The organism is Hyphomonas sp. (assembly GCF_017792385.1).
Classification (GTDB): domain Bacteria; phylum Pseudomonadota; class Alphaproteobacteria; order Caulobacterales; family Hyphomonadaceae; genus Hyphomonas.
On the sequence record NZ_CP051230.1, the window covers coordinates 1,078,769 to 1,105,673 of the forward strand.

The 26,905-nt window shown below is 63.8% G+C and carries 27 protein-coding genes; 18 read left to right on the forward strand and 9 right to left on the reverse strand.

The window, feature by feature from the left end:
• Window positions 1-55 precede the first annotated feature (55 nt).
• The 6 genes from HF955_RS05385 (at window position 56) to HF955_RS05410 (ending at window position 6,397) form a co-directional block, all read left to right on the forward strand.
• Entirely contained in the window at window positions 56-1,243 is a 1,188-nt protein-coding gene (locus tag HF955_RS05385) for a serine hydrolase (RefSeq protein WP_291078531.1), read from the forward strand.
• A gap of 111 nt (window positions 1,244-1,354) precedes the next feature.
• Window positions 1,355-2,134, forward strand: coding sequence for a DUF547 domain-containing protein (locus tag HF955_RS05390; RefSeq protein WP_291078533.1), 780 nt, complete (start codon window positions 1,355-1,357; stop codon window positions 2,132-2,134).
• Window positions 2,131-2,874, forward strand: a complete 744-nt coding sequence (locus tag HF955_RS05395; RefSeq protein ID WP_291078534.1) for a VTT domain-containing protein — start codon at window positions 2,131-2,133, stop codon at window positions 2,872-2,874. Before HF955_RS05390 ends, HF955_RS05395 begins: the two co-directional genes overlap by 4 nt.
• Window positions 2,874-4,406 carry an FAD-dependent oxidoreductase gene (locus tag HF955_RS05400; RefSeq protein ID WP_291078536.1) on the forward strand — a complete coding sequence of 511 codons (1,533 nt, stop codon included), beginning with the start codon at window positions 2,874-2,876 and terminating at the stop codon, window positions 4,404-4,406. Before HF955_RS05395 ends, HF955_RS05400 begins: the two co-directional genes overlap by 1 nt.
• A 15-nt stretch (window positions 4,407-4,421) precedes the next feature.
• Window positions 4,422-5,855 carry a HAMP domain-containing sensor histidine kinase gene (locus HF955_RS05405; RefSeq protein WP_291078538.1) on the forward strand — a complete coding sequence of 478 codons (1,434 nt, stop codon included), beginning with the start codon at window positions 4,422-4,424 and terminating at the stop codon, window positions 5,853-5,855.
• 62 nt (window positions 5,856-5,917) lie between these two features.
• The gene (locus tag HF955_RS05410) at window positions 5,918-6,397 is read left to right on the forward strand and encodes a hypothetical protein (RefSeq protein WP_291078540.1); all 480 of its coding nucleotides are present in this window, start codon (window positions 5,918-5,920) and stop codon (window positions 6,395-6,397) included.
• A gap of 73 nt (window positions 6,398-6,470) precedes the next feature.
• On the opposite strand, the gene HF955_RS05415 is transcribed toward HF955_RS05410, so the two are convergent.
• Window positions 6,471-6,611, reverse strand: coding sequence for a hypothetical protein (locus HF955_RS05415; RefSeq protein ID WP_291078541.1), 141 nt, complete (start codon window positions 6,609-6,611; stop codon window positions 6,471-6,473).
• A gap of 93 nt (window positions 6,612-6,704) precedes the next feature.
• Here HF955_RS05415 and HF955_RS05420 point away from each other — a divergent pair, with 93 nt between their 5' ends.
• Window positions 6,705-7,367 (forward strand): pseudouridine synthase, encoded by a 663-nt coding sequence (locus HF955_RS05420; protein ID WP_291078542.1) that lies wholly within the window; start codon window positions 6,705-6,707, stop codon window positions 7,365-7,367.
• 48 nt (window positions 7,368-7,415) lie between these two features.
• A complete protein-coding gene (locus HF955_RS05425; protein WP_027839756.1) occupies window positions 7,416-7,844 on the forward strand; it encodes a hypothetical protein in 429 nt (142 codons plus the stop codon).
• Between the two features lie 7 nt (window positions 7,845-7,851).
• Here HF955_RS05425 and HF955_RS05430 read toward each other — a convergent pair whose 3' ends face one another.
• Both HF955_RS05430 and hrpB read right to left on the reverse strand, forming a co-directional pair.
• Entirely contained in the window at window positions 7,852-8,319 is a 468-nt protein-coding gene (locus tag HF955_RS05430) for an OmpA family protein (RefSeq protein ID WP_291078543.1), read from the reverse strand.
• 56 nt (window positions 8,320-8,375) lie between these two features.
• Window positions 8,376-10,817 carry an ATP-dependent helicase HrpB gene (hrpB, locus tag HF955_RS05435; RefSeq protein WP_291078544.1) on the reverse strand — a complete coding sequence of 814 codons (2,442 nt, stop codon included), beginning with the start codon at window positions 10,815-10,817 and terminating at the stop codon, window positions 8,376-8,378.
• A gap of 118 nt (window positions 10,818-10,935) precedes the next feature.
• On the opposite strand from hrpB, the gene HF955_RS05440 reads away from it, so the two are divergent.
• The 4 genes from HF955_RS05440 to HF955_RS05455 all read left to right on the forward strand — a co-directional run bounded on the left by HF955_RS05440 (window position 10,936) and on the right by HF955_RS05455 (window position 15,109).
• Window positions 10,936-12,249, forward strand: coding sequence for a dicarboxylate/amino acid:cation symporter (locus tag HF955_RS05440; protein ID WP_027839753.1), 1,314 nt, complete (start codon window positions 10,936-10,938; stop codon window positions 12,247-12,249).
• A 103-nt stretch (window positions 12,250-12,352) separates the two neighbouring features.
• Window positions 12,353-12,994, forward strand: a complete 642-nt coding sequence (locus tag HF955_RS05445) for a DUF937 domain-containing protein (RefSeq protein ID WP_291078545.1) — start codon at window positions 12,353-12,355, stop codon at window positions 12,992-12,994.
• A gap of 38 nt (window positions 12,995-13,032) precedes the next feature.
• Entirely contained in the window at window positions 13,033-13,767 is a 735-nt protein-coding gene (locus HF955_RS05450) for a phosphatase PAP2 family protein (RefSeq protein ID WP_291078546.1), read from the forward strand.
• Window positions 13,768-13,804: 37 nt separating this feature from the next.
• Window positions 13,805-15,109, forward strand: a complete 1,305-nt coding sequence (locus tag HF955_RS05455) for an MATE family efflux transporter (RefSeq protein ID WP_291078547.1) — start codon at window positions 13,805-13,807, stop codon at window positions 15,107-15,109.
• Here the strand turns inward: HF955_RS05455 and HF955_RS05460 are convergent.
• Both HF955_RS05460 and HF955_RS05465 read right to left on the reverse strand, forming a co-directional pair.
• Entirely contained in the window at window positions 15,072-16,124 is a 1,053-nt protein-coding gene (locus HF955_RS05460; RefSeq protein ID WP_291078548.1) for a quinone-dependent dihydroorotate dehydrogenase, read from the reverse strand. The genes HF955_RS05455 and HF955_RS05460 overlap by 38 nt on opposite strands.
• Complete coding sequence (locus HF955_RS05465; RefSeq protein WP_291078549.1) at window positions 16,111-16,467, reverse strand: DUF952 domain-containing protein; 357 nt, start codon at window positions 16,465-16,467, stop codon at window positions 16,111-16,113. The genes HF955_RS05460 and HF955_RS05465 overlap by 14 nt, the downstream gene beginning before the upstream one ends.
• A 74-nt stretch (window positions 16,468-16,541) precedes the next feature.
• Between HF955_RS05465 and HF955_RS05470 the strand changes: the two genes are divergently transcribed.
• Window positions 16,542-16,967: a DUF4112 domain-containing protein gene (locus HF955_RS05470; RefSeq protein ID WP_291078550.1), complete on the forward strand. Its 426-nt coding sequence runs from the start codon at window positions 16,542-16,544 to the stop codon at window positions 16,965-16,967.
• Here HF955_RS05470 and HF955_RS05475 read toward each other — a convergent pair.
• Complete coding sequence (locus HF955_RS05475) at window positions 16,964-18,787, reverse strand: hypothetical protein (RefSeq protein ID WP_291078551.1); 1,824 nt, start codon at window positions 18,785-18,787, stop codon at window positions 16,964-16,966. The genes HF955_RS05470 and HF955_RS05475 overlap by 4 nt on opposite strands.
• Window positions 18,788-18,953: 166 nt before the next feature.
• Here HF955_RS05475 and HF955_RS05480 point away from each other — a divergent pair, with 166 nt between their 5' ends.
• A complete protein-coding gene (locus HF955_RS05480) occupies window positions 18,954-20,189 on the forward strand; it encodes an argininosuccinate synthase (protein WP_291078553.1) in 1,236 nt (411 codons plus the stop codon).
• A 6-nt stretch (window positions 20,190-20,195) separates the two neighbouring features.
• Here HF955_RS05480 and HF955_RS05485 read toward each other — a convergent pair whose 3' ends face one another.
• Entirely contained in the window at window positions 20,196-21,047 is an 852-nt protein-coding gene (locus tag HF955_RS05485) for a hypothetical protein (RefSeq protein ID WP_291078555.1), read from the reverse strand.
• Between the two features lie 134 nt (window positions 21,048-21,181).
• On the opposite strand from HF955_RS05485, the gene HF955_RS05490 reads away from it, so the two are divergent.
• From HF955_RS05490 to HF955_RS05500, 3 genes are all read left to right on the forward strand, one after another.
• A complete protein-coding gene (locus tag HF955_RS05490) occupies window positions 21,182-21,364 on the forward strand; it encodes a hypothetical protein (protein WP_291078558.1) in 183 nt (60 codons plus the stop codon).
• A gap of 210 nt (window positions 21,365-21,574) precedes the next feature.
• Window positions 21,575-21,937: a hypothetical protein gene (locus tag HF955_RS05495; RefSeq protein ID WP_291078561.1), complete on the forward strand. Its 363-nt coding sequence runs from the start codon at window positions 21,575-21,577 to the stop codon at window positions 21,935-21,937.
• A gap of 1,325 nt (window positions 21,938-23,262) precedes the next feature.
• A complete protein-coding gene (locus HF955_RS05500; RefSeq protein WP_291078564.1) occupies window positions 23,263-23,757 on the forward strand; it encodes a GNAT family N-acetyltransferase in 495 nt (164 codons plus the stop codon).
• A gap of 98 nt (window positions 23,758-23,855) precedes the next feature.
• On the opposite strand, the gene HF955_RS05505 is transcribed toward HF955_RS05500, so the two are convergent.
• Window positions 23,856-24,077 carry a hypothetical protein gene (locus HF955_RS05505; protein WP_291078566.1) on the reverse strand — a complete coding sequence of 74 codons (222 nt, stop codon included), beginning with the start codon at window positions 24,075-24,077 and terminating at the stop codon, window positions 23,856-23,858.
• Window positions 24,078-24,747: 670 nt separating this feature from the next.
• Between HF955_RS05505 and HF955_RS05510 the strand changes: the two genes are divergently transcribed.
• A complete protein-coding gene (locus HF955_RS05510; RefSeq protein WP_291078568.1) occupies window positions 24,748-25,941 on the forward strand; it encodes an NAD(P)/FAD-dependent oxidoreductase in 1,194 nt (397 codons plus the stop codon).
• On the opposite strand, the gene HF955_RS05515 is transcribed toward HF955_RS05510, so the two are convergent.
• The gene (locus HF955_RS05515; RefSeq protein WP_291078570.1) at window positions 25,942-26,904 is read right to left on the reverse strand and encodes a hypothetical protein; all 963 of its coding nucleotides are present in this window, start codon (window positions 26,902-26,904) and stop codon (window positions 25,942-25,944) included.
• Between the last annotated feature and the right edge of the window lies 1 nt (window position 26,905).

Consider the following 26,905-nt stretch of genomic DNA (forward strand, 5'->3'; position numbering starts at 1 on the left):
GGCTTTGTGAACCCTGCGCCGGGCGGCGGGGAACAGACCATACCAGAGAGGTGTCATGCGGCTTCCACGCTTCCTTCTTCCCTGCCTTCTCGTCCTGTCCGGACTGCTGCTCCCGGCCTTTTCCCAGACCATTGATTATGCGCGCCTCGATGCCCGGCTCAACCGGCTGGCCGCAGATGAGGACATTGTCGGCCTGTCGGTGGCCGTGATCGACCGCGGCGAGATCGCCTTCGCCAGGGGATATGGCGTGACGGAACTGGGAGGAGAGCCCGTCACCGACGAGACCGTCTTCCGCTGGGCCTCCCTGTCAAAAGGCGTCGCGGCCACCGAAGTCGCGATCCTGGCCACTGAAGCCCGGCTGAACCTGTCCGACCCGGTCTCGAAATATGCGACCACGTTGCGCCTGCCGAACGGCGGTGAAGCGCATGCGACACTCGAGGATGTCCTGTCGCACCGGCTGGGCATTCTGCCGAATGCCTATGATACACGACTGGAAGACGGCTGGGATCCTGCCAAAATCCGCACCAGCCTGCGCTCACTGAAGGCCATCTGTCCGGTGGGCGACTGCCACACCTATCAGAATGTTGCCTATGACAGCATCGCCGAAGTGATCGAGGAGGTGACCCAATCGCGCTACGCGGACGCGGTGGAGCATTCCGTGTTCAAGCCGATCGGCATGGTAACAGCCAGCATCGGCCGGGCGGGGCTCGAAAACGCGTCATCCTGGGCGCGACCGCACACCAAACGGAGCCGGGACGCCGGCCCGCCCCGCAAGAAGATCGTCAATGACGACTATTATCGCGTGCCCGCCGCCGGCGGCGTAAACGGCTCGATCCGGGACCTCGCCCTCTATGCCCGCGCCCATATGGGTCTTGTGCCGGACGTGCTGAGCGATACCGCGCTCGAAATGCTTCAGGCCCCCCGCGTCTATACGCGCCGGGAACAGGCTGGCATGTCCCGGCGCTATCGCGGCACCGTGCGGGACGCCCGCTATGCACTTGGCTGGCGTGTCTACAAATATGGCGAACCCGGCTATCGCGTGGTCGGCCATCGCGGCGCCGTGGAGGGGTATCGGTCCTACATCCTGTTCGATCCGGAGCGCGACACAGGCGTGGTCATTCTCTGGAATTCGAGTTCCCGCCGCCCGAACGGCATCGGATTCGAGGTCATGGACATGGCCTACAATCTGCCGTTCCGGGACTGGATGGAACTGGATGGACAGGCCAGCGCGGGCAGTCGCTGACGCCCGGATCACGCGCCTGTCAGCGACGCGCACGCAGACGTGACGGGATTTCCGGGCATGACCGGACTATGTGGGTGTTCCAGACTACCCTGCCCACAGGACCGACCCGCCATGCCCCGCCTCCTTGCCACCAGATGCCTGTTGGCCGCGCTCGCCGCCAGCTTCCTGATTGCCCTGCCCGGCACGGCCGAAACCGACGCTGTATGGTCCCGTCTGCTCGCCACGCATGTCCATGAGAGCGCAGACGGTGTGAACCGCGTTGATTATGCCGGGCTGGCGGCCAGCGCGCAGGATCGCGCCGCGCTTGACGCCTATATCAACAGCTTCGCCGCGCGAGACCTTTCAGGCAGCGGCGACGTCGAGTTCGCGGCCTGGGCCAATCTCTACAATGCGGTCACGATACGCCATATCCTGTCACGCTACCCCATCGATTCCATCCGGGACGGCTATCTCTTTGGCGGACCCTGGAAACAGGTCACGGTCATGGCCGGCGGGCAGGAAGTCAGTCTGGATGCGATCGAGCATGATATCCTGCGCCCCCGCTTCCGGGATCCGCGCGTCCATTATGCCGTCAATTGTGCCTCTCATGGCTGCCCGAACCTGATGCGCCGCGCCTGGGCCGCCGACACACTGGATGCCGACCTGGACGCGGCTGCCCGCGCCTACATCAACCATCCCCGGGGCGTGCGGGCCACCTCCAGGGGACTGACGGTTTCCTCCATCTACAAATGGTTCCAGGCTGACTTCGGGGGATCAAGGCAGGGCGTCGTCGCCCATTTGCTTGACCATGCAGAACCCGACCTTGCCGAGAAAATTCGCGCCACACCGAGAATCCGCGGCTATGACTACGACTGGTCGCTCAACGACACCCGGACGGACCCTGCCCAATGACTGATCCTGCACCTTCCCCTTCGCGCCCGCTCTGGCTCCGGCTCTGGCCGCTCTACCTGATTGCCGGCGGCCTCATCGCGGCTTGGGCGCTGGGCCTGTTCGACTATCTCTCGCTGGAGACGCTTCGCCAGCAGCAGGCCAGCCTGCGAGCCTTTGTCGAGGATAATCTGATCCTCGCCATTGCCGCCTATATAGGGGTCTACACCGCAACCACCGTCTTCATGATTCCCGGCGCGCTGTGGATCACCATCACTGGCGGCTTCCTGTTCGGTCTCGCCGGCGGCACCATTGCGACCGTGATCGGCGCGACACTCGGCGCGAGCCTCCTCTTCCTGGCGGCAAGGACCTCGCTGGGCGGCTTTGTCCGCAAGGTGGCCAGCGGCTATGCAGACAAGGTGCGGTCCGAATTCCAGGACAGTCCGATGGCCTACATGTTCGCCATGCGGTTCATTCCCGCCCTGCCCTTTCCGGTCGCCAATATCCTGCCAGCCATTCTCGGAGCCAAGTATCGCGACTATGCGGTTACAACCGCGCTCGGGATCATTCCCGGCGTTATCGCGTATACTTGGGTGGGAGCAGGCCTGGGAGCGACCTTTGCCCGGGGTGAGGACCCGGACCTTGCATCGGTGTTCCAGAACCTGTTGCCCGCTGCCATCGCCCTGGGCGTTGTGTCCCTGTTGCCCGTTGCATGGAAGAAATTCTTCCCGAAAAAAGCCAACCAGATTGAAGAGGCCGCCTGATGTCCGACCTTGCCAACCCCAATGCCCGCGCCCCGCTCGCCGGCTCTTCTGATCCGGACCGGATCGCCACCTCCCCGGCACCGCATGCAGCTGGCACTGCGCCAATGCGGGAAATGAAGGCTGACCTTGTTGTGATCGGTGCAGGCTCGGCCGGTCTTTCGGCCGCTGCCGGCGCGGCACAGCTCGGCCTGTCCGTAGTTCTTTACGAGAAGGGCGAAATGGGTGGCGACTGCCTGAATACAGGCTGCGTCCCGTCCAAGGCCCTGCTCAGCGCCGCCAAGGCGGCCGCCCATATCCGCGAGGCTGCGAAATTTGGCGTGGAAACCGCTCCGCCGCGTGTGGACTGGGAAAAGGTGAAACTGCATGTGCGCACCTCCATCGCAACAATCGCCCCGGTCGACAGCCAGGAACGGTTCGAAGGGCTTGGCTGCACGGTCATTCGTGAACATGCGAAATTCGCAGGGCCCGACATGATCGTGTCTCCGACCACGCGGGTGAAAGCCCGCCGCATCATCATAGCCACGGGGTCGCGCGCCTTCATTCCTCCCATCGAGGGACTCGCAACTGTTCCCTATCTGACGAATGAAACCATATTCGACCTGCCGGATTTCCCGGACCATCTCGTCATCCTCGGCGGCGGCCCGATCGGAATGGAAATGGCGCAGGCCTTTGTCCGCCTCGGCGCCAAGGTCACCGTGATCGAAATGGGCAAGGCCCTTGGCCGGGCCGACCGTGCCCATGCCGAAATCGCCATCGAGGCCCTGCGGGCCGAAGGGGTTACGCTGCTGGAAGGCTACAAAGCCACGAAAGTGGAACAGGACGGCCAGACACTCCGCGTTCATACAGAACCGAAGGACGGCGAAGCCTGGACCGTCGAAGGCTCGCACCTTCTTGTCGCGGTCGGTCGTGAGACCGTATTCGACGGCATGGACCTCGAGGCCGGTAATGTCGACCATGACCGCAAGGGCATCATTGTCGGTGACACGCTCCGCTCGAAATCCAATCCCAAGGTCTGGGCACTGGGCGACGCCGCTGGACGCGAACAATTCACCCATATCGCGGGTTGGCACGCCTCGGTCTTCACCCGCCGCGCCTTCTTCAAGCAGGGCACAAAGGCTGACAGCCTGCCAGTTCCGGCAGTCACCTACACGTCGCCGGAAGTCGCCCAGCTGGGACTTACCGAGGCCGAGGCCCGCGAGAGACATGGCGATGATATTTCCACGCCCAGCTTCCGGTTCGAGGAGAGCGATCGCGCGATTGCAGAAGCCGACACAGAGGGCGAAGTGAAGCTGATCGTGCGCAAGGGCAAGCTGCTCGGAGCATCCATCGTCGGCAAGGATGCCGGTGACCTGATCCAGCTTGTCTCCGTGGCCATGTCGAACGGGCTGGGCGTCAAGGACCTTACCAATTTCATCTCACCCTACCCGACCCGGGCCGAAGGGGTGAAACGGGCAGCGAACGCCCAATTCACGGACGTCGTATTCGGCAAGAGCGCCAGGCTGCTGGTCAGCTTGCTCCAGCGCATTCCCTAGGGTAGGTCAGGCGGTGTGAACGACACCGCTGACCCGTCCCTGCCGGCCCCTGATACAACCCGCGCCGGGGCGCGCTGGTTCGACAGCCTGTCATTCCGCCTGTTCGGCCTCACCATCCTGTCCATTCTCGTGGTCGAGGCCTTCATCTTCGTGCCCAGCGCGTCTGGCCGGCGTACCGCATGGCTCACAGAGCGCGTCGAGGCCGCCCGTATTGCCTCCCTGGCCCTGGAAGCCTCGCCTGGCCGGTCGGTTTCCGAGGAATTGTCAGCCCGGCTCCTGGACAATGCGGAAGTCTGGGGCGTCGCCGAATTGGAGATGGCAGACGAGATGCGGTTCCAACTCCTGCCACCGCAAATGCCGCTCAATGGTGGCATGCATGCGCTTGATCTGAGAGAGACCAGCGTGGCCAGCCGCGTGGCCAATACGTTCGCGGCGTTCTTCGCGCCGGATGACCGAATTCTGGTCGTCACCGCTGAAGGCACCGAACCCGGCCGGGTCATCGAAGTCCTGTTGCCACAGGCCCCGATGAAGGCAGACCTGCTGGCCTATGCCCGGCGGATTGCGGGCCTGTCCGTGCTGATCGCCCTGGCGGCGGCGAGCATCATCTATGTCCTGCTCCATCTTCTGGTGGTGCGGCCGATGCAGCGGGTCACCCTGAGCGTCGAGCAGTTTCGCATGGATCCAGGCTCCTGGACGAGGCGCCTGCCCCATACCGGCAGGCGGGATGAAATCGGACGGGCCCAGAATGCGCTGGCCGATATGGAAAGCGCCGTCGCAGAGAGTTTTCGTCAACGCGCCCATCTCGCCGAACTCGGCACCGCAGTTGCCAAGATCAACCACGACCTGCGCAACTCGCTTGCGTCCGCTCAACTTGTCTCCGACACGCTGGCACGTTCGGATGATGCACGTGTACAGAAGGCTGCTCCAAGACTGGAGCGCGCCCTGACACGCGCCATCACGCTGGCGACCGAGACACTGGACTATGGCAAGGCGATGCCCCAACCCGCCGAACTTGAACGGGTCGATCTGCGGCAGGCGCTGGATGAAGCGGCGGATGAAGCCCTTGCCGCCTGGCCTTCCGTCGAATTCGTCAACAATGTCCACATGATGGATCACGTCATGGCAGACCCTGATCACCTCCACCGGATCGCGGCGAACCTGATCCGCAATGCGGCCGAGGCCATGTCGGCCGCCGGTTCGGACCCTTCCCGCATATTCGTCAGCCTGGAGATGAATGAGGTGCACTTCAATGATACCGGCCCTGGCCTGCCGGAGAAAGCGGCACAGAACCTGTTCACGCCCTTTGCCGGCTCATCGCGGCAATCGGGCACAGGTCTCGGACTGGTGATTGCACGAGAGCTTGCCCAATCCATGGGTGGAGACCTCGTCCTATTCGAAACCGGTCCAGACGGGTCCAGTTTCCGCCTCACACTTCCGCCACAAGGCTGACACGATCGGGGGAACCAAGCCCCGCCCAAAGCATTGGTTCATCAGACAAACGGATGGACCCCATGACCCCCGAGACCCTTGTTTCTGCATTTGTTTCCACTGGCGCAGCCGCCGCCGCAGGACTGGCCGTTATACTGCAGCCCAGCCTGCCGCGCCCGGACGTCACACCGGTCGATCACTTTCAGGCGGCAGACTATGAGATCTATGATCGGGACTTCACCCTCCAGGGCCGAACCTGTGAGATCGGGATCGAGAAGCGAGGCATCTGCCTCAGCAGATCTCCCCTGGAGGATGCCATCGTGCCGGGCATGATCCTGCCGGTTGAAATCCCGGCAACCAGCGCTGAATTCCCGATCATCCTGGAATCCCCTCTGAAGACAGAAAGCCTTCAGACGGTGCGATTCGGTCACAGGATCGCGCTGTTCAATCCTGGAACACGCGAGATTGTCGATGTCATTGATCTTGACGCCCAATCCTTTGCCGACGCGCGTGATCTCGACCGCCAGAAAGCCGACATGTCCGGTCCCGCCCGATCAAGTTGAGCAAGTGCTTCAATACCGCCCACAAAAAAAGCCAGCCCGACGGGCTGGCTTTTGAGCATCTTTCAGACCGGGTCTAGTTGGTCTCGTCTTCGATTTCGTCCGCGGCATCATCGATCTCTTCACCCAGCTCCTCGGCCGGACCTTCATTCGTGTCGCAGGCAGCCAGACCAAACGCACCCAATCCGAACAGAATTGCAATAAGAGGCTTTTTCATTTCCGTATCTCCTTTATCAGTCAGCCCCCAGATTGAAGGCGTCCCGTTCCAAACGTGCAGCCGCGGGACTGGTTCCGATGGAGCAGATTCTACGTGTCCTCGCCCCCATACAACCCTCCGCCAGATGGTCCTGCGCACATATATGCGGATGACTGGCTGATCGTCGTGGACAAGCCGACCGGCCTCCTGTCTGTGCCGGGTCGGGGGCCAGACAAGGCAGATTGCGCGCGGTCGCGAGTCCAGGAGATCTGGCCTGATGCCCTCACAGTCCACCGGCTGGACATGGCGACCAGCGGCCTGTTGCTGTTTGCCCGTTCGAAGGACGTCCAGCGGGCCCTGTCCCGCCTGTTCGAGCAGGGCGCGGTGGAGAAAACCTATCTGGCCGACATCTGGGGCAGTCCGGACAGAGAGGCCGGTCTCATCGACCTGCCATTGATCACGGACTGGCCGAACAGGCCCCGCCAGAAAGTGGATCACGAGTCCGGCAAACCCAGCCAGACCCGCTATGACGTACTGGCGCGCCACGCCGCCACAAGTCGCGTCAGGCTGGTTCCACTTACCGGGCGGTCGCATCAGCTGCGGGTTCATATGGCAGAATGTGGCCACGCGATCCTCGGCGATGATTTGTATGCACCCCTAGCAGCCCGCCGCCACGTTCGCCGACTGCACCTGCATGCGGCCTCGCTGACCTTCACCCACCCCTACACCGGTGACCGCATGGTGTTTCAGTCCCCCTGCCCGTTCCAGACGCCTTGACGGAGCGCCCCTTTGGCATTATCGTTTTTCGATATATGGAGATTGCCGATGCACGCTGAGATTGTTCGCCTGTCGCTGCACCATGTCGACATCAAGATCGTCAAGGATGATCGCATGCATGTCCTGCAATGGCGCCGAAACCTGCTCTGGGACGAAGTCCTTCTCGACGGCAAACGCCAAGCCTCCAGCCACGGCCTGTTCGGTCGGGAAAAGGTCTACGGCCTCGTGTTCGGACGCGCGCCCGACGGCAGCGGCGGCGAGCAGGTCATGCTGCTCCTGGACCCGTCGACCCATGCCGACTGGACCGAGGGCACCCAGCGCGTGAAGGGTGTACGCCTTGAAAGCCGGGATGGACCGCTGGTCGCCTTCGGCTCACTTGATCCCCGCACCATGGAAAAGCCCGCGACGTTCGCAGACTGGATGAAGAAGAATATGGGCATGGAATGGGGCGACCCGCCATCGAGCCGCCCGCACTAGTTCAGGATCAGGAGTCCCGCGACGCGGAGACCGGCACAAGCCGCACGGTCGCCTTGCGGTTCAGGGGCTCAACCACGCCATTTGCGGCATAGGCGCGTGCCTCACCTTTCGGCATTACACTGATCTGTTCGGCCGAAAAATCCCGGGCCTTGAGCGCGAGGATCACGGATTCCGCGCGATCCTGCGACACTTTCCGGTTCAAGGCTTCCGGCCCGGTCGCATCTGCATGGCCGGCGACCTCGATGCGGAAATAGTCGCACTGCGCAGCATCCTCCGCCACGGCATCCAGCATGGCTTCGGCCTGATCGCCGATTTGTGTGACGTCACGCTCGAAATAGATGGTGAATTCTTCGGTAACGCACTGGGCCGGCACGGGATCATGAACCACCGGAGCCTGCGGCGGAGGCGGCAGGTCGGCCTGCGCTGCCAGGGCCGCCGTCGAGGCGGATATCAGGGTCAGGCTGGCGAATTTCATCTTGGTCTCCGTAAGTGACTATGCCCACAGAAACGCCGCCTGCCGCGCCCGGTTCCTCACAATCTTTTCTTCGTCCGCCCCTCATGTGCCCTGGCCGCGGCCGGATCAGCCGGCCAGTCATGCTTGGGGTAGCGCCCCCGCATGTCTTTGGCCATGTCCTGGTATCCGGCCCCCCAGAACCGGCCAAGATCCTGTGTTGTCGCCACCGGCTTCATGCCGGGCGAGAGCATTTCCACAGTTACCGGCACCCGGCCGGCGGCCAGTTTCGGATGGTCGCTCAGGCCATAAAAGGCCTGCGCCCGCGCTGAAACCAGCGGTGCACGGTCATCCAGATAATCCACCTGAGCCGACTGGCCCGATGGCAGGGACAGGCTGAGCGGAGCGTCGTTACGAAGCGCCTCCTGAACCGTCCAGTCCAGCGACGTGATCAACGCTTCGCGCACTTCGTGGCTGGCCGGCACTCGCGCGCCCTTCCTTTTCAGCAACGGCAACAGCCAGTCCTCTGCCGTGGCGACCAAGCTGGCTTCATCCCGACCCGCCGCCTCGATGCAGCCTGCCTGCTCCAGCATGGCAATCCGTGCCAGCGTCTCCCGCACCACATGCTCGGCGCTGATCGCTGCAAACCCGCTTTCCCTGATCGCCTCCAGCATCGCCCGCGCCGCCACGGCCGGGCCGGGTTTCGGCAAGGGGCTTTCCGATAGAATGATCGCCCCCAGCGCCTTGACGCGGCGCGCGGCGAACTTCCCCGTCTTCGGATCGAAACTCGCCCGGTCTTCAGACACGACACCGCCCGCGTCGAGAGCCTCCTTCTCCGCTATCGGCACCGCCAATGAGATACGCGCTTCACGTGCAGCTCCGCCGAGATCAGCGATTACAAGCCAATCGGCCTTTGCCAACGCTTCGGTCTCCGGGACCATGGCGGCCCGGCCCGACGCCATCAGATAACTGCCCGCACTGCCGGGGCGTTTTCGGGCGATCTGGTCCGGCCAGGCACGTGCCAGCAATCCTGCGAGGTCTCCGCCCGGCGCAGCCCCCTGCCCCCAGCTTTTCGCCTGGGCTTTCAGGCTGCGCGCCCGTGGCGAACCATCCTTGCGAAATCCCGCCAGCCGATCACGCAAGTCCGGCGAATTTCCCCCCATGCCGCGCTCCCCGGCCAGCGCAGCAACCTCTGCCGCAAGGGCGCGCTCTGCCGGGGTGGGCGCTCCGGCGACAAGCGCACCAAGCCGTGGGGGCAAGGGCAGCCGCGCCATTTCCGAGCCAAGCGGAGTGAGGACGCCCTCCGCGTCCAGCGCGCCAAGCGTCCGCAAGAGCGCCTGCGCCGCCTTCAACCGTCCGATCGGCGGCGCATCCATCCAGGTCAGTCGCAACGCATCGCGCTCGCCCCATTCGGCCAGCGACAGCACGAGGCCGGACAGATCGCTTTTCAGGATTTCCGGCACCGGCGCAGGCATCAGGCCGCGCGTCGCCGCTTCGTCCCATAACCGATAGCAGACGCCCGGTGCCAAGCGTCCGGCCCGGCCCCTGCGCTGATCGACCGAGGCCCGCGACGCTGTCACCGTGGACAAGCGCGTGCCGAGCCCGCCTGCAGCGTCTTCCGCTACGCGTGACAGGCCGGAGTCGATGACAATCCGTACGCCCTCAATGGTCAGCGCGCTTTCCGCGATATCCGTCGCCAGAACGATCTTGCGCAGCCCTTCCGGCGATGGCGCAACCGCCGCATCCTGTTCAGCGGGGGCCATCGCCCCGAATAGTGGCGCAATGTGAACCTCCGGAGGAAGACCCTCCAGAAGTTCGGCCGCCCGCCTGATTTCCCGCGCGCCTGGCAGGAAGGCCAGAATGGAGCCCTCCTCCTCGCGCAGTGCCTTGCGCACCGCCGCCGCCATCCGGTCTTCGATCCGGTCCCGTGACCGCCCCAGATACCGGGTCTCGACCGGATATTGCCGCCCCTGGCTTTCAATCACCGGCGCGCCGAGGACATTCGACACCTTCTCCGTATCGAGCGTCGCCGACATGATCAGAATGCGGAGATCGTCCCGGAGAACGTCCTGCGTCTCCATCGCCAAAGTGAGTCCCAGGTCCGAATTCAGACCACGCTCGTGGAATTCGTCGAAGATCACTGCACCGATCCCATTCAGTTCCGGATCCGACAGGATGCGCCGCGTGAACAGGCCGTCGGTGATCACTTCCACCCGCGTCGCATCGGACACCTTGCGATCCACCCGGGTCGTCAGACCGATTGTCCGGCCCAGCGGCTCACCCAGGGAGCGAGCCATCTGCTGCGCGGCCATGCGGGCGGCGATCCGCCTCGGTTCCAGCATCAAAATCCTGCCCTGTATCACCGGCGTCTCGCCCAGAAGCCCGGAAAGGGCGAGAGGAATTCGGGTGGTCTTGCCTGCGCCGGGTGGCGCCGCCAGAATCAGCCGGTTGCCGATCCGCAGACCGGACCGGACATCGGCCAGCACATCATCGATGGGCAGGGAGGCAAGCGCGGAATTCACCCTTGCCTGATAGGCGCTTCCCCTGCGCGCTGGCAAGCTGCAGGAATACACGCCGTACAATTGCTTTCGTACGCGGCGCGGCCTACCGTCTGCGGCTCAACGGGGCAGGAGGCAGCTCATGAAATGGTGGTTTGGCATCGATCTCTGGCAACGGGTGATTGCAGGGCTTGTCCTTGGCGCTCTGGTTGGCCTCGGTCTGCGGTACGGACTCGGCGCCGAAGCGGCAACCGCCAATGTGACAGCCTGGGCCAAGCCCATTGGCGATGCCTTCATCAACCTCATCAAGATGCTGGTCGTTCCGCTCATCTTCACCACGCTCCTGTCCGGTGTGCTGGCGATGGGCGACCCGAAGAAACTCGGCAGTCTCGGCGGCCGGGCCCTCATGATGTACATGGGCACAACGGTCATCGCGGTCAGCTTCGGCCTGCTGATGGGCACGCTGATCCAGCCCGGGGCCGGCTTTGACCTGTCCATCGCGTCGGCCGCGGACATCGCCGAAGCCAAGGCCCGGCTCGACGCCAACCCGCAACCCGGCAGTGTCGGCGAGCAATTGATGAATACGCTGCTCTCGATCATCCCGACCAATCCCGTCGCGGCACTGACAAATGGCGACGTGCTGCAGATCATCTTCTTCTCGATCATGCTCGGCATTGGCATCCTGATGACAGGCGAAGCCGGCAAGCCGCTGGCCAATGTCATCAACAGCGCGGCCGAAGCCGTTATGAAGCTGACCCTGATCGTCATGGAAACGGCTCCGTTCGGCGTGTTTGCCCTGATGGCCTGGGTGCTGGGCGAGCGCGGGCTCGACATTCTCGTCTTCCTCGGCAAGCTGACCCTGACGCACTATCTTGCCTGCATTCTCCATATCCTGATCACGTATGGCCTCATCGTCCGGGGCGTGCTGCGCCTGCCGCTGCTGCAATTCTTCCGTGGCGCGGTGGATGCGCAGGCAGTGGCCTTCTCCACCTCGTCTTCCAACGCCACCCTGCCCATGACCATTTCGTGCGCCAGGGAAAATCTCGGCATCGGCAAGCCGGTGGCCTCGTCGGTCCTGCCTCTTGGCGCCACCATCAACATGGATGGCACAGCGCTTTATCAGGGCGTGATCGCCCTGTTCGCGGCCCAGGCCATGGGCACGGCCATGACACCGGGCATGTATCTCACCATCATCCTGATGGCGACGCTGGTTTCGATCGGCACGGCGGGCATCCCGTCCGTCAGCCTGTTCCTGGCCGCCACCACACTCAGCGTGATCGGTGCAACGCCGGAACAGATCGTCATCATCATCGCGGTCTTGTTCCCCTTCGACCGGATCCTCGACATGATGCGCACGGTCACCAACGTCACCGGAGACCTCACCGTCGCGACGGCCGTGGCGAAGTGGGAAGGCGAACTGGATGAGGAAATCTTCCGCGCCCGCGATCCGGTCTGATCCTGTCACCGCTGCGGAACTGACATTTCCCGCAGCTCAGTCATGTTCGGTTCAACAAACGATTGTTACCCCCTGATCCATGTTAAGCCGAACGGAGGTGGGAATGGCTGGTATCAATCTTTTCGACATGCTGACGCAGACCAATAATGGAGCTGCCGTTCAACAAGTGGGGCAGCAAACGGGCTTGCAGCCGGACATGGCGCAAGCGGCCATCAAGGCGCTGCTACCAGCGATTGCGGGCGGATTGCAGCGCAATGTGCAACAGCCGGGCGGGCTGCAATCCCTGTTGGGTGCCCTGCAGAATGGACATCACGAACAGTATCTGGACCAGCCGGAAACGCTCGGCAAACCGGAATCCATCGCCGACGGGAATGCCATTCTCGGTCATCTGCTTGGCTCGAAGGACACAAGTCGCGCCGTTGCCGCGCAGGCCGCGCAGAAAACAGGCCTCAGCGAACAGGTTCTGAAGTCGGTGCTGCCGATGGTGGCCTCCATGGCCATGGCGTCCCTGTCGAAACAGACCAGGAAGCCCGACATGGCTGGCGCCCTCGCCGGCATGCTCAGCGGTCAGCAGCCGCAACCGGCCCAGGCCGGCCTTGGCGGACTGATCGGCGGCCTGTTGGGCGGCGGCTCCAAGTCACAGCCACAATCCGGCGCCATGGGCATGCTGGGTGGCCTGCTCGATGCCGATGGAGACGGCAATGCGATGGACGACATCTTCCAGATGGTGATGAACCGCCGCTGATACTTGGAACCGGAAGACGCATGGGGCATTGAAACCTCATGCATTTTCCCCCGAAATACTGGAGCCTTGCAGGCGTCTGCCTGCTCGTCTTTGCCGGACTTGCCTCAGGTGAGGCCGGCCTCTGGCCTCTGGACGCATTCGACCGCGCCATCACCGATGCCGTGCCCGGACTGCGATCGGAATCTCTCAACCTGCTGATGCTGGCCGTCACCGCACTGGGAGATTCCCGCTTTCTGATCTTCGTCGCCAGTGTGACCGTCTTCGCCCTTCTGGCGGCCCGGGCCTGGCGGGAAGCCATCCTGTTCGGCGTCGCCTTCGCAACGATGCCTCTGATCGTGAAACTTCTGAAGCTCACCATCGCCCGCCCCCGCCCGACTGTGGATCTGTATGGCGGCGTCGAATCCTTCAGCTTTCCGAGCGGACATGCCACCAACGCAGCGCTGATCTATGGCGCGCTGGCGCTGCTTGCCCTCTCGGTATTCCGAAAGCTGCCGGGCCGTATGATCGCCGCCGCATTCGCCCTGCTCGCTGTCATGGTTGCCGTGTCCCGCGTCTATCTCGGAGCCCACTGGCCCAGCGACACATTCGCCGGGCTGGCTCTGGCAGGGCTCGGCCTGGTGATCATCTCGGCCATCCAGGACACAATGCGCCTGCCCGACGCCGCGCGCTTCATCCCTGTCGTGCTGGTCCTGATCACCGGAGCCTTTCCGCTTTATCTCCTGCTCACCCTTCCGGAAGCGCAGGCGCTCTACACAGCCCTGCACAGCGATTAGGCTCGCCCCGGTCCGGCAAACACGCTAATCGGCGAGAATGCTGACCCGCGGCAAAGTCTTCTCTCTCGCTGTGCCGATCATTCTGGCGCAAGCTGCCACAGCCACGACCGGCGTCGTGGATACAGCGATCATGGGACGGTTCGGGGACAAGACAGACCTCGCAGCTGTCGCCATTGCCGCCGTTGCCTACAGCTTCATCTATTGGGGCTTCGGTTTCCTCCGGATGTCCACGACCGGTCTGACGGCTCAGGCGAGCGGCCAGGGCGATACCGCCGAATCCCGCGCTATCCTGCTCAGGGCCTTGCTGCTCGGCGGGGCCATTGGCGTCGCGCTTGTCGCGCTGTCTCCCCTGCTCAAACTCGGCACGTTTGCCGCCTTCGAAGGCACCCGGTCCGTCGAATCGCTCGCCAAGGGCTATTTCGACGCCCGCATCTGGGGCGCGCCCGCCTATCTGATGGGTCTGGCGGTTACCGGCTGGATGCTGGGCACGGGCAAGACCGGTCAGATGCTCGCCTTCCAGATTGTCCTGAACGGCACGAATGCGGGACTGGACGCGTGGTTTGTCGCCCGCCTCGGCTGGGGCCCCGCCGGCATCGGCGCGGGCACTGCGATCGCCGAATGGCTTGCGCTCGCTTTCGGCGTGATCCTCGTCGCGCCGGCCTTCCGGGGTCATGCCCGCCTGCTCGACCCCGGGAAACTGGCCGCCCTGTTCGCTGCCAATCGCGACATCATGATACGGACGCTCGCCCTGGTCTTCTGCTTTGCCTGGTTCGTCCGGTCAGGCACCTTGATCTCGACCGCGGCGACCGCGGGCAATGAAGTCCTCCTCCAGTTCATCACGGTAGCCGCCTTCGTGCTCGACGGCTTTGCCTTCGTGGCGGAGAAGGAGGCCGGCGAAGCCTATGGCGCGCAGGATGGTCAGCGATTGCGGCGCGCCATGCGCCTGACCACGGAGTTCGCCCTTGTATCGGGAGCCGTGATCTCACTCGCCTACTTGCTCGGGGGTGGTTGGGTCATCGACAGTTTCATCAGGGATCCGGAGGCGCGCGCCGCAGCACTGGCCTATCTGCCCTGGTGTGCGGCAGTGCCATTCCTTGGCATTGCGGCCTGGCAACTGGACGGCCTGTTCCTCGGTACCACTCAAGGCCGCGCCCTGCGCAATGCCGGCCTCATCTCCGCTGCGCTCTATGTTGGCGCTGACCTGCTCCTGCGTCCGGCCTATGGAAACACGGGCGTGTGGGCCGCTTTCCTGATGATGTATGTGTTCCGGGCCGCTGCCCTTGGCGCCTATGTGCCGGGCCTGTTCAAAGGTCTTTCCCGACCGCCTCTGCCAGCGACATAAACCCATCCGCCTGCAACAGGCGCACCAACTCGGCATTGATCCGCTCAGCCAGACCCGGCCCCTCATAGACCATGGCGGAATAGAATTGCACAGCATGCGCCCCGGCGCGGATCTTTCGATAGGCATCGGCGCCATTCGAAATCCCGCCGGCACCGATCAGGTCGAACTCACCTTTCAGCTCGCGGGCGAACGCGGCCAGCACTTCCGTGGACGGACCCATCAAGGGGGCACCGGACAGCCCACCCGCCTGATCCCGGTCGGCACTTTTCAGCGTATCGGGACGGGCCAGCGTGGTGTTGGAGACGATCAACCCGGACAGCCATGCGCCGGGCCCGCGCACGACCTGACAGATATCCCGGATCGCTTCGGCGTCGAGGTCTGGCGCCACTTTCAGGAAGACCGGCTTGTCATCTCGTGAGGCGGCGCCACATGCCGTCAGCAGCGCTTCCAGCGACGCCTTGTCCTGCAGGCCGCGAAGGCCCGGCGTGTTGGGGGACGAGATATTGATCGTGATATAGTCTGCATGGGATGCGACCGCCTCCATGCCCGTCACATAGTCGGCGATGCGGTTATCACTGTCCTTGTTCGCGCCGACATTGGCGCCGAGAGGCACCGAGCCGGCATACGCCTTCAGGTTCGAAACGAAATTGTCGAGCCCCGCATTGTTGAAGCCCATCCGATTGATCACGGCCCGGTCCTCGCTGAGGCGGAACAGGCGCGGTTTGGGATTGCCGCACTGGGGACGCGGGGTGACGGTGCCGCACTCGATGAAGCCGAACCCGTATTTCGACATCGCCGTCGGCACATCGCAATTCTTGTCGAACCCGGCCGCCAGTCCCACCGGACCGGACAGGGCAAGGCCGGATTTCGGCAGCTTCACTGCCAGCACGGGATGGCTCGTCGGCGGGTTCAGAGGCACCCCGAGCCGGGCCTTCAGCAGCCGGATTGTTGTCGTGTGCGCTGCCTCCGGCGGCAGCATCTTCACGGCAGCAACGCCAAGATCAGTCAGGCTCATCATCAAACTCCTCCGGCATCACCGGCACGCCCGCGGCATCATGTGCCAGACGCCAGACTGCATCCGCCTTGGCAATCTGGAGGCGGCCATACAGGTGCGGGAACAATTGCCCGCCCCGGCTCGTTTCCCATTTGAGTGGCGGCAACCGGTCCACGGGAAAGCGGACGAGCCGCACACCCTCAAGCCCGGAAAAATACTTTTCCGCCGTCTCGCCCGCCTGCCCGGCCGTGGACAGATGGACATAGCCATCCTCGCGGTCGAGCGGCACATCAGTCACCCCGGAGGCCTCGGCGGCACGCCACTGGTCGTCGGTCAGGAGCTTGTAGACATAAACGTCATCCATGCGCGCCATTCAGCAGGCTTTGACGCCGGGCGCAATATCGGGCCACTGTTGGAAAGGAATTGGGGACAGATATCATGCCGACGCACATTACCCGGGAAGAAGCCGAAACCCTGAACCTGCCTGATGGCCAGACCGTGGCCGAGGCAATTGCCGGGTTCGACCGCTTTTCAGACTTGATGGACACGCGGTTCCGGATTGCCGGGGTCCCGTTCGGGCTGGACTCGCTCCTGGGCCTCGTACCGGTCGCAGGAGATGCCATTACCGGCGTTGCGGGCCTGTATGCGCTCGGCACGGCAGCGCGCCACAGACTGCCGATCACCGCGCATATCCACATCATCTGGAACCTGGTGGTCGATGTGCTGCTCGGCTCCGTTCCGCTGGCGGGGGATGTGTTCGACTTCTTCTTCCGGTCCCACCGCAAGAATTTCCGCGTCGTTGAAAAACATCTCGTCAAACGCGCCCGGCGCCATCACAAGCGGATGGCCAGGGCCGGAGCCTAGATGGTGGAACCGCCGGTCTCGCTGGCCCGCGAGATCAGCCATTCGCCCTTGCCGGATTCGCAGGCGGCAAACCGGCCGCGCTCCCGCCCGGCAATTTCATACGACATGTCCCGGCAGGTCAGGTCCACACTGCGGGCGCCCTCGGCCACCACAGACCGCTGGACAGCGCTGTATTCGCTGACCGTATAGCTGACCTGACGCACGACCGGGCGATACGCCGTCCGGGTCGTGGTCTGCTCGACAGCCACCTGCATCTGCGTACCGTCCGGCAGGGCGATCAGGGACACGGTGCCGTCCAGCGCCGTGTTCACCACGCTCAGAAACTCCGCCCGCACCGCCTCGAGCGCTGCAGCATCCACCGGCGTGGCCGATGCGCTCTGCACACGCCCCGCCACGAAATCCTCTACCCGCTGGGAGGCAGGCTGCACCGGCTGTGGCCGGTCAAAATTGCGGACATGGGCCGCGTTCGGCTTCAGCGAGGGCGGGCTTGCCCGCTGTACCGGGGCCTGGGCCACAAGGACCAGCGGCCGGGACGGCTTCAACGAGGCCGGGCCCGGCACCGGACCATCATGGGCGGCCACCGTGCTGACCGCGGCGGCAATGACCGGCTGCTTGACGAGCGGCTTCACCGTCGGTGTCGGCGCCATGGGCAGGGTGATCGTGTCTGCCGCAGAGGCCAGGCGCACATCGGTGCGCAGGGCGCGGACTTCTGCAGCGGCAATGCGGCGCGCCTCGGCGCGGCGTTCGGCTTCGAGATTGGCCAGCCTGCGGGCTTCCGTTTCGGCCTGTGCAATGCGCCGGGCTTCCAGGTTCGCCAGCCGCAGCGCTTCGGCGCGAGCCGCCGCTTCGCGTTCGGCCTGCAGATTGGCCAGACGGATTGCTTCCTGTTCGGCCACGCGGCGGGCCTCTTCCTCGGCCAGGCGACGCTTCTCGATGGCCAGATCTGCCAGCCGCGTTGCCTCGGCCAACCGGTCCAGGCGCTGCTGTTCGGCCAGCTTGCCGGCTTCCGCCTCCGCAATCGCGGCGACGGCGTGGCGCTCGGCCTCGGCCGAAGCGGCGGCATCGGCTGCGCGCTGGGCCGCATCCTGCGCTTCCTTGCGCGCGGCGATGTCGAAGGCCATGGCCTTGTAGTCGAACCAGGGCCGGGTCCCGGTGCCGACAGGGGCGGACGCATCGGCCATGGCCAAGGCAGACGCCTGGCTGGCAGTGATCCGCTGGCGGGTGGCCGCCTCGAGCGCGGCGCGCGTTTCGGCCGCGGCGGCATCCTCGTCGCCATCAGCCGGCTCGCTGCCGGACAGCGCATTGTCGGCTGCCATGACGGACAGGCCGGCAAAGCCGAGCACGGCCAGTCCGGCAAAGGCCAGCTGGGACAGTTTCGCCATCCGCGCGCCCATGCCATTGCCATCATCCCCGTCATGGCCGTCGCCGCCAAGGCTCAACCCGTTGGACAGGGTGATCGCCGGCAGCGCGCCGCTCATCGAGGACATGGCCCGCATCATCAGCGGCGTCCGGTCGGCCAGTGGCTCATCCCCGGCGCCCACCGGGCGTTTCGGACGGGCCGGACGCACCGGCGCGGCCCGGCGCGCGGCATCCCGCGCCAGACGCGGATGCTGAACACCGGACGCGATGGCCAGCGTGGATTGCGGCCGCACGGCCCGGCGCGCTTCGAGGCGCTCGCGGAACGAGGCCTCGGGCAGGCGCGCCTGCCGCGCCAATGGCGGCGTTTCGCGGCCATGCACGCTGTCGATCACGGCACGGCGAAGGGAGTCTGGAAGGACGGAAACGGGCTCGTGCCCATCTGTCAGGTGCGTATCAAGCATACCCCTGTCTAACCCCTGGCTACCTACTTTAACCTTAACGCCGTCAGCTTATCGCGTTAACCCTGATCAAACCATCCCCTGACGCGAAGAGTCTCGCTTGTCAGCGCGGTTTTTCCTCCTTAAGGCATGCGCCCAGTCCGCAGGTGCTCAAGGAAGGTACAGTTTCATGTCCAAAACCGCTCCGAAAAAAGTCGTTCTCGCCTATTCCGGCGGTCTGGACACATCGATCATCCTGAAATGGCTGCAGACGGAATTCGGCGCGGAAGTCGTCACCTTCACCGCAGACCTCGGACAGGGCGAGGAACTGGAGCCTGCCCGCGCCAAGGCGCTGGCCGCCGGCGTGAAGCCCGAGAACATCTTCATCGAGGATGTCCGCGAGGAATTCGTCCGCGATTTCGTCTTCCCCATGTTCCGCGCCAATGCCGTCTATGAAGGTGTCTACCTGCTCGGCACGTCGATTGCCCGTCCGCTGATCTCCAAGCGCCAGATCGAGATTGCCGACATGGTCGGCGCCGATGCCGTTTGCCATGGCGCCACCGGCAAGGGCAATGACCAGGTCCGTTTCGAGCTCGGCTATTACGGCCTCAACCCGGACATCAAGGTCATCGCCCCGTGGCGCGACTGGGATTTCAAGTCCCGGACCGACCTGCTCGCCTTTGCCGAACAGCACGGCATCGAGATCACCAAGGACAAGCGCGGCGAGGCCCCCTTCTCCGTCGATGCGAACCTGCTTCACTCCTCCTCCGAGGGCAAGGTGCTGGAAGACCCGGCAGAGCCCGCTCCGGAATTCGTCCACATGCGGACGATCAGCCCCGAAGAGGCGCCGGACACGCCCGAGACCATCACGATCAGTTTCGAACGCGGCGACGCCGTTGCCATCAATGGCGAGGCCATGTCGCCCGCCACGCTGCTCACCGCGCTGAACGCCTATGGCAAGAAGCATGGCATTGGCCGCCTCGACCTGCTCGAGAACCGGTTCGTCGGCATGAAGTCGCGCGGCATCTATGAGACGCCGGGCGGCACGATCCTGCTGACAGCCCATCGCGGCATCGAACAGGCCACGCTCGACAAGGGCGCCGCCCACCTCAAGGACGAGTTGATGCCGCGCTATGCGGAGCTGATCTATAACGGCTTCTGGTGGAGCCCGGAGCGCGAAATGCTGCAGGCCGCCATCGACCATTCCCAGCGCTGGGTGACCGGCGATGTGACGCTGAAACTCTACAAGGGCCAGGCCTATCTCACCGGCCGCTCCAGCCCCTATTCTCTGTACCGGGAAGACATCGTTACCTTCGAAGACGACCATGGCGCCTATGACCAGAAAGATGCCGAAGGCTTCATCAAGCTGAACGCGCTGCGCCTGCGGTTGTTGGCGGGACGGGACCGGAAGTTCGGGAAGAACTAGTCGAATCTAATCATTTATGCGAAACTCTTCTTTCAATAGTTTCAAGCTGCGGACAATGGAATGATATCTTCGGTCAAAAGTGTCTTGCAGCTCTTTCGGAAGGTGGACGCGTGCTATAGAACGTATTCTGATCACCTCTGAATCAATTAAATCTAGTTGCGAGGCGACTTCAATAGGAGACATGTTACTCTGTCTCAGGAGCTCATCGATATTCATTTCGCCGAACATTGACTCACTTTGAAAGTCCACAACATCCCGAACGTGGGATAGTACAGCGTTCATCTGACGCAGATGGCTAGCTATAGTTTGCAACTGATTTCCCTTGTCATCAGCTGATCGACGATGAGAAATTTCATTTAGTCTGAAAGCTAGTGAAATAGGATTATCTGATATCTCGGCATTAAGTGAATGGTCTATTGTAGTCCTGACCGCGTTTTGGACAGGCTTTAATTTGGAAATGTCTTGAAGATTATAGGAGATCACTCTCATATCTTTGATGTCGAACGGAGGAAGTTGTCCTTCTTCTATCAATAAGACGCAAGGAAGGTTTAGTGCGTGGCGTACTGCCAACTCATAATAAACGTTGGCGTTAAAATCGGTGAGGTCAGCAATTACGAGCGCAGAAGTGATAATTTTTTCCAGTATTTGTTGAGATATCATTCCAACTGCAGCAATGTGGTCTGCGCGCACACACGTTAAATCAAAATCTTGCAATGCAACTTCGATCACATGCTCAATTAGATTGTCGGATCTTTTGCGCTGGTTAGAATTCTCATCGCCGATTGGAGAAATGAAAAAACACGTTTCGCTCGCTTCGGGTCCGATTGTCCGGGCTTTCGTAGATTTCGCGCGCTTCAATACTAGCCTCCCAATTCTGTCGTATTAAAGAATCGACACAAGCAGCATATGCGCTAGCCAGTCCGCTTACTACTAAAAGTCGAGCCCGCACATGCCCATCCGCCCCTACACCCCATCAGACCTCCCTGCCCTCTATGCCATCAACCAAGGCCTCGACGCCCGGTGTGGGGCATGAAGACTCAGCAGACGGCCTGAAGCGCTGGATCGATCTGTCCACCTGCCTCGTCGCGACCCGCCCCACACATCCATTGACTCCCCTCTCCCAAAAATATATCAGCACACGCATGTTCAATAAGCCGCTCTATTATTGCACCTAGCATCCGCGCCGCGCGTCAGGCCTGACCGCGCGCCCAGAGCCCTATTGTCCAATTGCACGCCACAATTTTCACGCGCCTGATCCGGGCCGCTTGCTCCACCCCGTACCGCAAATGCGGTCCCGCTTATCAACAGGGGGAGTGGCGACGGTGAGAGGTTCGATTCCTCAGCGGCCCATCAGGGCACTTGTGGCGTGTCTCTCGAGATTCGACATGCAATACCTACGTTTCGAAAGCCAGGAACGCTGCGAAGACAATGCGAGCCGTCTTGGCATCTTCCATATTGCCTACCGCGTGCGTGACGCGCATGCGACGCGCATTCACGATAGCAACGAGATCAATCGGCTTATCCAATGGTTTCGGGATCACCTGCACGTGCCCGACGCGCTGGAAAATCCACAGAATCGCCGCGCCATCTGCTGGTTCAAGGAGACCGCCCATGAACCCACCAACAGGATCTGGACCATGGTGCCGATCCTGAAAGACTACGGTTACTGGATCGACCTGCGAACAACGCGAAACCCTGGCCAGATCGTCTACGAGGATGACTGGCAGGTTGCCGCCATCCCGCGATGAATCGGGTACGCCGGTTTGAGTGAAACGATGTCCAAAAGCCGAACCCGCGTCGCGAACCGCGCTGCCAGTCGCGCTCATGCTGAGCGAAGTCGAAGCACGGGCGCGGGCTTGCGGAATTTTCGGTCCTCCTTCTGGTCCTCCTTTGACTTCGCTCGGGATGGGTCTGGTCCTTGTCCAAACTTTGAATGTGCGACGACGGACGGGATTGGTGGGTATCGCTTTGCTCAACCCACCCTACCCACCCCCGCGTCCCCGGCGGATGCCGGAGGCAGATGAGGGCACTCCTCCCCCGCATGCGGGGGAGGTGCCGAGCCTCGCGAGGCGGAGGGGGCTGGTGCCACGGGTCCGGAGTTCCCCCTCCGTCAGCCGGCTGCGCCGCCTGCCACCTCCCCCGCAAGCGGGGGAGGAGAAGAGGTGCGGTGTTCATTTTCGATTCCTCCTGCACATTTGGCCGGACTGGCGCGCGCCATCCGGGGATCTCGGTGCGGCTCAAGGAGCCACGGCGCGGCGGGCGCCGTGGCGCTCCGCCTGGAAATGAAAAGGCTACGGAATGGAGCGTTACCGCCCGCCGCGCCGGACAGGGTCTTCGGCGGGACACCCTCATGGGGGCCCATGGTCCCGGGTCTTCGTTACCGGCGCCGCGCAAACGGGGCTTCCGTGCTTTTCACACGGGAAGTCCATCCGGGGAGGCCTTGCTCCCGGGCTGCCGGACGAGGCGGGTTCCCTACCTGCTTTCGCAGGCTCACCCTGGCCTGACCTGCCTAGGGCCCGGCGGGACCGTCTGTCTCCCGCAAGGCCCATCCTGTCCCTGCCCTCCCGACCAGAACGGTACCTGATCCGGCTCCCGGAAGGGCAGGTCACCATCATCGCATGAGGGGCTGTGCGCCGGATTCAGCTGGTCCGGAGATACCTGCGCAGGCAGGTATCCATCTCCCGCCATCGCCTGGAGCGCCTGAGGATACAGCGGGAGATGGGCCCCTGCCTTCGCAGGGGCCTGCGGGGGGAGAGGGTGGTCCTCCATCCTCCAACACCGTGTCCCCGGCGGATGCCGGGGTCTCTTGCCGAAACGATGCGGAGCCAGCCGCGCGGGGCCCCGGCGCCCTGCGCTTGTGCTTGGGCCTGCTGCGGGGCGAATGAAGTGCATTCGCTTTATCCCTCCGCAGCGCCGGGGTGAGCGGTGAAAGAGGACTTTCGGCAACGGAGAATAGCGCCCCCTCTCCCCGGGGGAGAGGGGTGTGTTGCCTCACTTTGCGGTGCCGGGGTGGGCGGAGAGCGGGAGGATGTCCCACTTGTCAATCGGGGGCGCCGGTTGCAGAAGGCCGGGCATGTCCATTCGTCCCTATACCCCGGCAGACCTGCCTGCCCTCTATGCCATCAATCAGGCCTCGACCCCCGGCGTGGGACATGAGGACTCAGCCGAAGGGCTGAAGCGGTGGATTGATCTGTCGACCTGTCTGGTGGCGGCGGATGCGCAGGACCGGCCGCTGGGGTTCATCACGCTGATCGAGCCGGGCACGCAGGCCTATGACAGCGCCAATCTGCGCTGGTTCGAGGCCTGGCAGGCGGCGGAGGGCTGCGACCTGCTCTATGTTGACCGGATCGCCCTGTCGGAAGCGGCGCGCGGGCAGCGCCTGGGACGGCGCCTCTATGAAGCGGCGTTCGAGATCGCCCGGGGGCGGGACTGGCTGGGCGCGGAAGTGAATACCGACCCGGACAATCCGGGATCGCACAGATTCCATGCGCGGCTCGGCTTCGTCCGCATCGGCGAAAAGCGCTATACGCCGGACTACGCCGTCGCCTACTATGCGCGCCCTGTCTGAGGGGATACGCTTTGAAAAAATCCCGGCCGGTCCGTTACGGGGCGCGCTGGAGAGAGAGAAACATGGTCACGCGGATCTGTTTCGGACCGGCCGGGCCTTCATGGCAAGCCAGGGGAGCCTGCATGAAGCCGGGAATTGCAGACGGCCCGCGCGGTCGGCAGCGTCCAGACCGTTGTCATGATCCAGCCGCGCTCTTCGCTGCCGGAACTGGTGCAACTTTCAACACTGTCGGCACTGCCGCGCAGGCCCTGAATGGCAAAGATGGCGCTTTCCGGCGTACCGGGCGGAAACATGCTCACTTCCTTGACGGTTCTCGACACGGGTCATCTCCTTGAAACTGGGCGGGTGAAACTGGGGAAAGTCCCGCCGGTCGGGGACCGGTCACTGGCATGTATCGGGACGGTTGGCGGGCGCCTGAAACAGGCGGGGTGGTGCCATCCCGGACTTCTGTGGCGCGAAGTCCGGAATGGCACGGGAAGCGGGGTGCGAACCTTGCGCTCCGCCGTCCCCTGCGGAGCTGGGGTAGAGTAAGGGGCCCCATTCTTGATCGCTGCATCCCGCGCCCCAAGGCTGGTGCGGACGGGCGGCATCGTGGCGAGATGCCGGCCATCCTGGCAGCCGGTCCGGCAACCGGGCCCGTCAGGAGGGGTCGGGTCCGGTTGCACATGACACGTTCATGGAAGGTTGGCACGCGGGCCGGCCGGGCAAGTGTCCCCCCGCCCTGCCGACGCGCGGGCCGGTCGCCGCCGCGTTCAGGCGTGCAGTTACGGTCCCCACCGCAGGACAAGTCGTATTCATGACTTTTTTCCTTCCATTCACCGTTTGTGGCGGGGGTGTGTTGGTCAGGTGTGCCCGCCACACAGCGAGATTACGCCTCGGGCCGGGGGGCCGCCGTGACGATCATCACGCCATCCCCGGTTTTTTGGGCTGGTCCGGTCGGCCTGAAGCGGGGCTCTGGCCCCTGCCCGGCAAACCGGCTAAGGCCCGCGCATGAGTGAGCGAGGCCCCCCACCGGATACGATCGTGCTGGGCGCCGGCGCGGCGGGCCTGTTCCATGCCGGACTGGCCGGCCAGCGCGGGCAGCGTGTGCTGGTGCTGGACCATGCGAGGCGGCCTGCCGACAAGGTGCGCATTTCCGGCGGTGGCCGGTGCAATTTCACCAATCTGGAAACGCGCGCCGACCGGTTCCTGGGCGAGAATCCCCATTTTGCGAAATCCGCCCTCGCCCGCTACACGCCCTGGGATTTCATCGGCCTGATGGCCGCACACGGCCTGACCTATTCGGAAAAGCACAAGGGCCAGCTGTTCTGCGACCAGAAATCCGGCGCGATCATCCAGATGCTGCTGGACGAGGCCGACAAGGGCGGCGTGGAGCTGCGCCTGTCCACCGGGGTGGACCAGGTCTCGCATGCCGACGGGATGTTCACGGTCGAGACCGCGGCCAGGCGCGTTTCCGCAGCGCGGCTGGTCGTCGCCACGGGCGGGATGTCGATTCCGAAAATGGGGGCAACCGGCCTCGCCTACGAGTTGGCCCGCCAGTTCGGACATGATGTCGTCCCCACCCGGCCGGGCCTTGTCCCGTTCACCTTCTCCGGAGAGCTGGGCGAGCGGTTTGCTGCCATTTCCGGCGTTGCCACACCGGTGACCGCCAGCGTGCCGGGCGCACGCTTCGAGGAGGATCTGCTGTTCACCCATCGCGGCCTGTCCGGTCCGGCGGCGCTGCAGACCTCGTCCTATTGGCGCGAAGGCGCGCCGCTGACGCTCTGCCTGCAGACCGGGGACGCGCTCGGCCCGGCCCTGCGCGCGGCCAAGCAGGCCTCTCCCCGGCAGGGGTTCGCCAAGGCGCTGGAGGCGCATTTCCCGGCCCGGCTGGCCGGCCTGCTGGCAGAGCTGGGCCCGATTGCGCCGGAGGCCCGCCTGGCCGATCTCTCCCATGCGGCACTGGATGAATTCACCGCCTTCCTGAAATCCTGGCAGGTCACGCCGATGGGCACGGAAGGGTATCGCACGGCAGAAGTGACCGTGGGTGGTGTGTCCACGGACGGGCTGGACCAGAAGACGATGGAAAGCCGGCATGTGCCCGGCCTGTTCTTCATCGGCGAATGTGTCGATGTGACGGGCTGGCTGGGCGGCTACAATTTCCAATGGGCCTGGGCCAGCGCCCACGCGGCGGCCACCGCCTGATCAGGGAGTCCAGCGTGGCCGGGGCAGCAGCCAGTCCCGCTTGCGCTGGGCGGCAAGGTCGGGATGATCGAGGGCGACCGGCGGCCCGCCTGCGGGCGTGTCCACGGCCTGCAGGGCCTCTGCGAGGCGCTGGTGGAACAGGGCGTCCGTGTCCACCCGCATCGCAAAGGGATGGTCCAGGATGCGGGAATTGTTGGGATTGGTGTTGATCTCGTAGACTTCGATATTGCCGTTGACCAGCGTGAAATCGGCCCGCCCGAACGCGATGCCGGCGGCCTGGAAATAGCGCGCCAGCGGCGCGGCATAGCGGTTTTCCTGCACCGCGTCGCGTTCCTCCCGGTACAGCGCCTCGCTGGCGGCGCCTTCGGTGCCATATTTGGCGTGCCAATCTGTGTCGTGTACGGACATGCCGGTCACGATCCGGTCTCCGACGCAATAGGCGGCGAGTTTCCGGAACAATCCGTCCTCGACCGGCTCGGACCGGTATTCGACAAACATCAGGTCGGACCGGCAATGGCCCGCCGCAATCAGCCCGTCGAGCGCATCCTGCGCCGCCTCAGGCGTGGCCAGCAAATCTGTCAGGGCGCCGCGATGGGCCGCCCGGGTGCGCAGGAAGACGGGATAGGCGTCCGGCATCGGGTCCACTTCCGGATCCCACACCGAAAAACTGTTCAGCCCGTCCGCCTTCAGCCGTTTCAGCATTGGCAGCCGGGTGCGCACGCCGGCCGGATCGTTCAGCACCGTCAGGCCGGCGGCCTTCAGGCAGCGATACGCCTTGGCTGCCAGCTCCCTTTGCCAGAAGTCGATCCGGTCAAAATCAGTGAAGACATAGGTCGCGCGGGGCAGCGCCGACTTGCGCAACAGCTGATTGTAGGAGAGCAGACCGATCTTCGGCATGCCGGGCACATCGCGCAGCTCCCGCACCGCATATTTGTGCGCTCCGGATGTTATGAAACAGATCACG

What these genes read in the sequence shown, in the direction of transcription:
- HF955_RS05385 (WP_291078531.1), top strand. Translation starts at nt 56, where the DNA reads ATGCGGCTTCCACGCTTCCTTCTTCCCTGCCTTCTCGTCCTGTCCGGA.
- HF955_RS05390 (WP_291078533.1), top strand. Translation starts at nt 1,355, where the DNA reads ATGCCCCGCCTCCTTGCCACCAGATGCCTGTTGGCCGCGCTCGCCGCC.
- HF955_RS05395 (WP_291078534.1), top strand. Translation starts at nt 2,131, where the DNA reads ATGACTGATCCTGCACCTTCCCCTTCGCGCCCGCTCTGGCTCCGGCTC.
- HF955_RS05400 (WP_291078536.1), top strand. Translation starts at nt 2,874, where the DNA reads ATGTCCGACCTTGCCAACCCCAATGCCCGCGCCCCGCTCGCCGGCTCT.
- HF955_RS05410 (WP_291078540.1), top strand. Translation starts at nt 5,918, where the DNA reads ATGACCCCCGAGACCCTTGTTTCTGCATTTGTTTCCACTGGCGCAGCC.
- HF955_RS05415 (WP_291078541.1), bottom strand. Translation starts at nt 6,611, where the DNA reads ATGAAAAAGCCTCTTATTGCAATTCTGTTCGGATTGGGTGCGTTTGGT.
- HF955_RS05425 (WP_027839756.1), top strand. Translation starts at nt 7,416, where the DNA reads ATGCACGCTGAGATTGTTCGCCTGTCGCTGCACCATGTCGACATCAAG.
- HF955_RS05430 (WP_291078543.1), bottom strand. Translation starts at nt 8,319, where the DNA reads ATGAAATTCGCCAGCCTGACCCTGATATCCGCCTCGACGGCGGCCCTG.
- HF955_RS05440 (WP_027839753.1), top strand. Translation starts at nt 10,936, where the DNA reads ATGAAATGGTGGTTTGGCATCGATCTCTGGCAACGGGTGATTGCAGGG.
- HF955_RS05445 (WP_291078545.1), top strand. Translation starts at nt 12,353, where the DNA reads ATGGCTGGTATCAATCTTTTCGACATGCTGACGCAGACCAATAATGGA.
- HF955_RS05450 (WP_291078546.1), top strand. Translation starts at nt 13,033, where the DNA reads ATGCATTTTCCCCCGAAATACTGGAGCCTTGCAGGCGTCTGCCTGCTC.
- HF955_RS05455 (WP_291078547.1), top strand. Translation starts at nt 13,805, where the DNA reads ATGCTGACCCGCGGCAAAGTCTTCTCTCTCGCTGTGCCGATCATTCTG.
- HF955_RS05460 (WP_291078548.1), bottom strand. Translation starts at nt 16,124, where the DNA reads ATGAGCCTGACTGATCTTGGCGTTGCTGCCGTGAAGATGCTGCCGCCG.
- HF955_RS05465 (WP_291078549.1), bottom strand. Translation starts at nt 16,467, where the DNA reads ATGGATGACGTTTATGTCTACAAGCTCCTGACCGACGACCAGTGGCGT.
- HF955_RS05470 (WP_291078550.1), top strand. Translation starts at nt 16,542, where the DNA reads ATGCCGACGCACATTACCCGGGAAGAAGCCGAAACCCTGAACCTGCCT.
- HF955_RS05475 (WP_291078551.1), bottom strand. Translation starts at nt 18,787, where the DNA reads ATGCTTGATACGCACCTGACAGATGGGCACGAGCCCGTTTCCGTCCTT.
- HF955_RS05480 (WP_291078553.1), top strand. Translation starts at nt 18,954, where the DNA reads ATGTCCAAAACCGCTCCGAAAAAAGTCGTTCTCGCCTATTCCGGCGGT.
- HF955_RS05490 (WP_291078558.1), top strand. Translation starts at nt 21,182, where the DNA reads ATGCCATCAACCAAGGCCTCGACGCCCGGTGTGGGGCATGAAGACTCA.
- HF955_RS05495 (WP_291078561.1), top strand. Translation starts at nt 21,575, where the DNA reads ATGCAATACCTACGTTTCGAAAGCCAGGAACGCTGCGAAGACAATGCG.
- HF955_RS05500 (WP_291078564.1), top strand. Translation starts at nt 23,263, where the DNA reads ATGTCCATTCGTCCCTATACCCCGGCAGACCTGCCTGCCCTCTATGCC.
- HF955_RS05510 (WP_291078568.1), top strand. Translation starts at nt 24,748, where the DNA reads ATGAGTGAGCGAGGCCCCCCACCGGATACGATCGTGCTGGGCGCCGGC.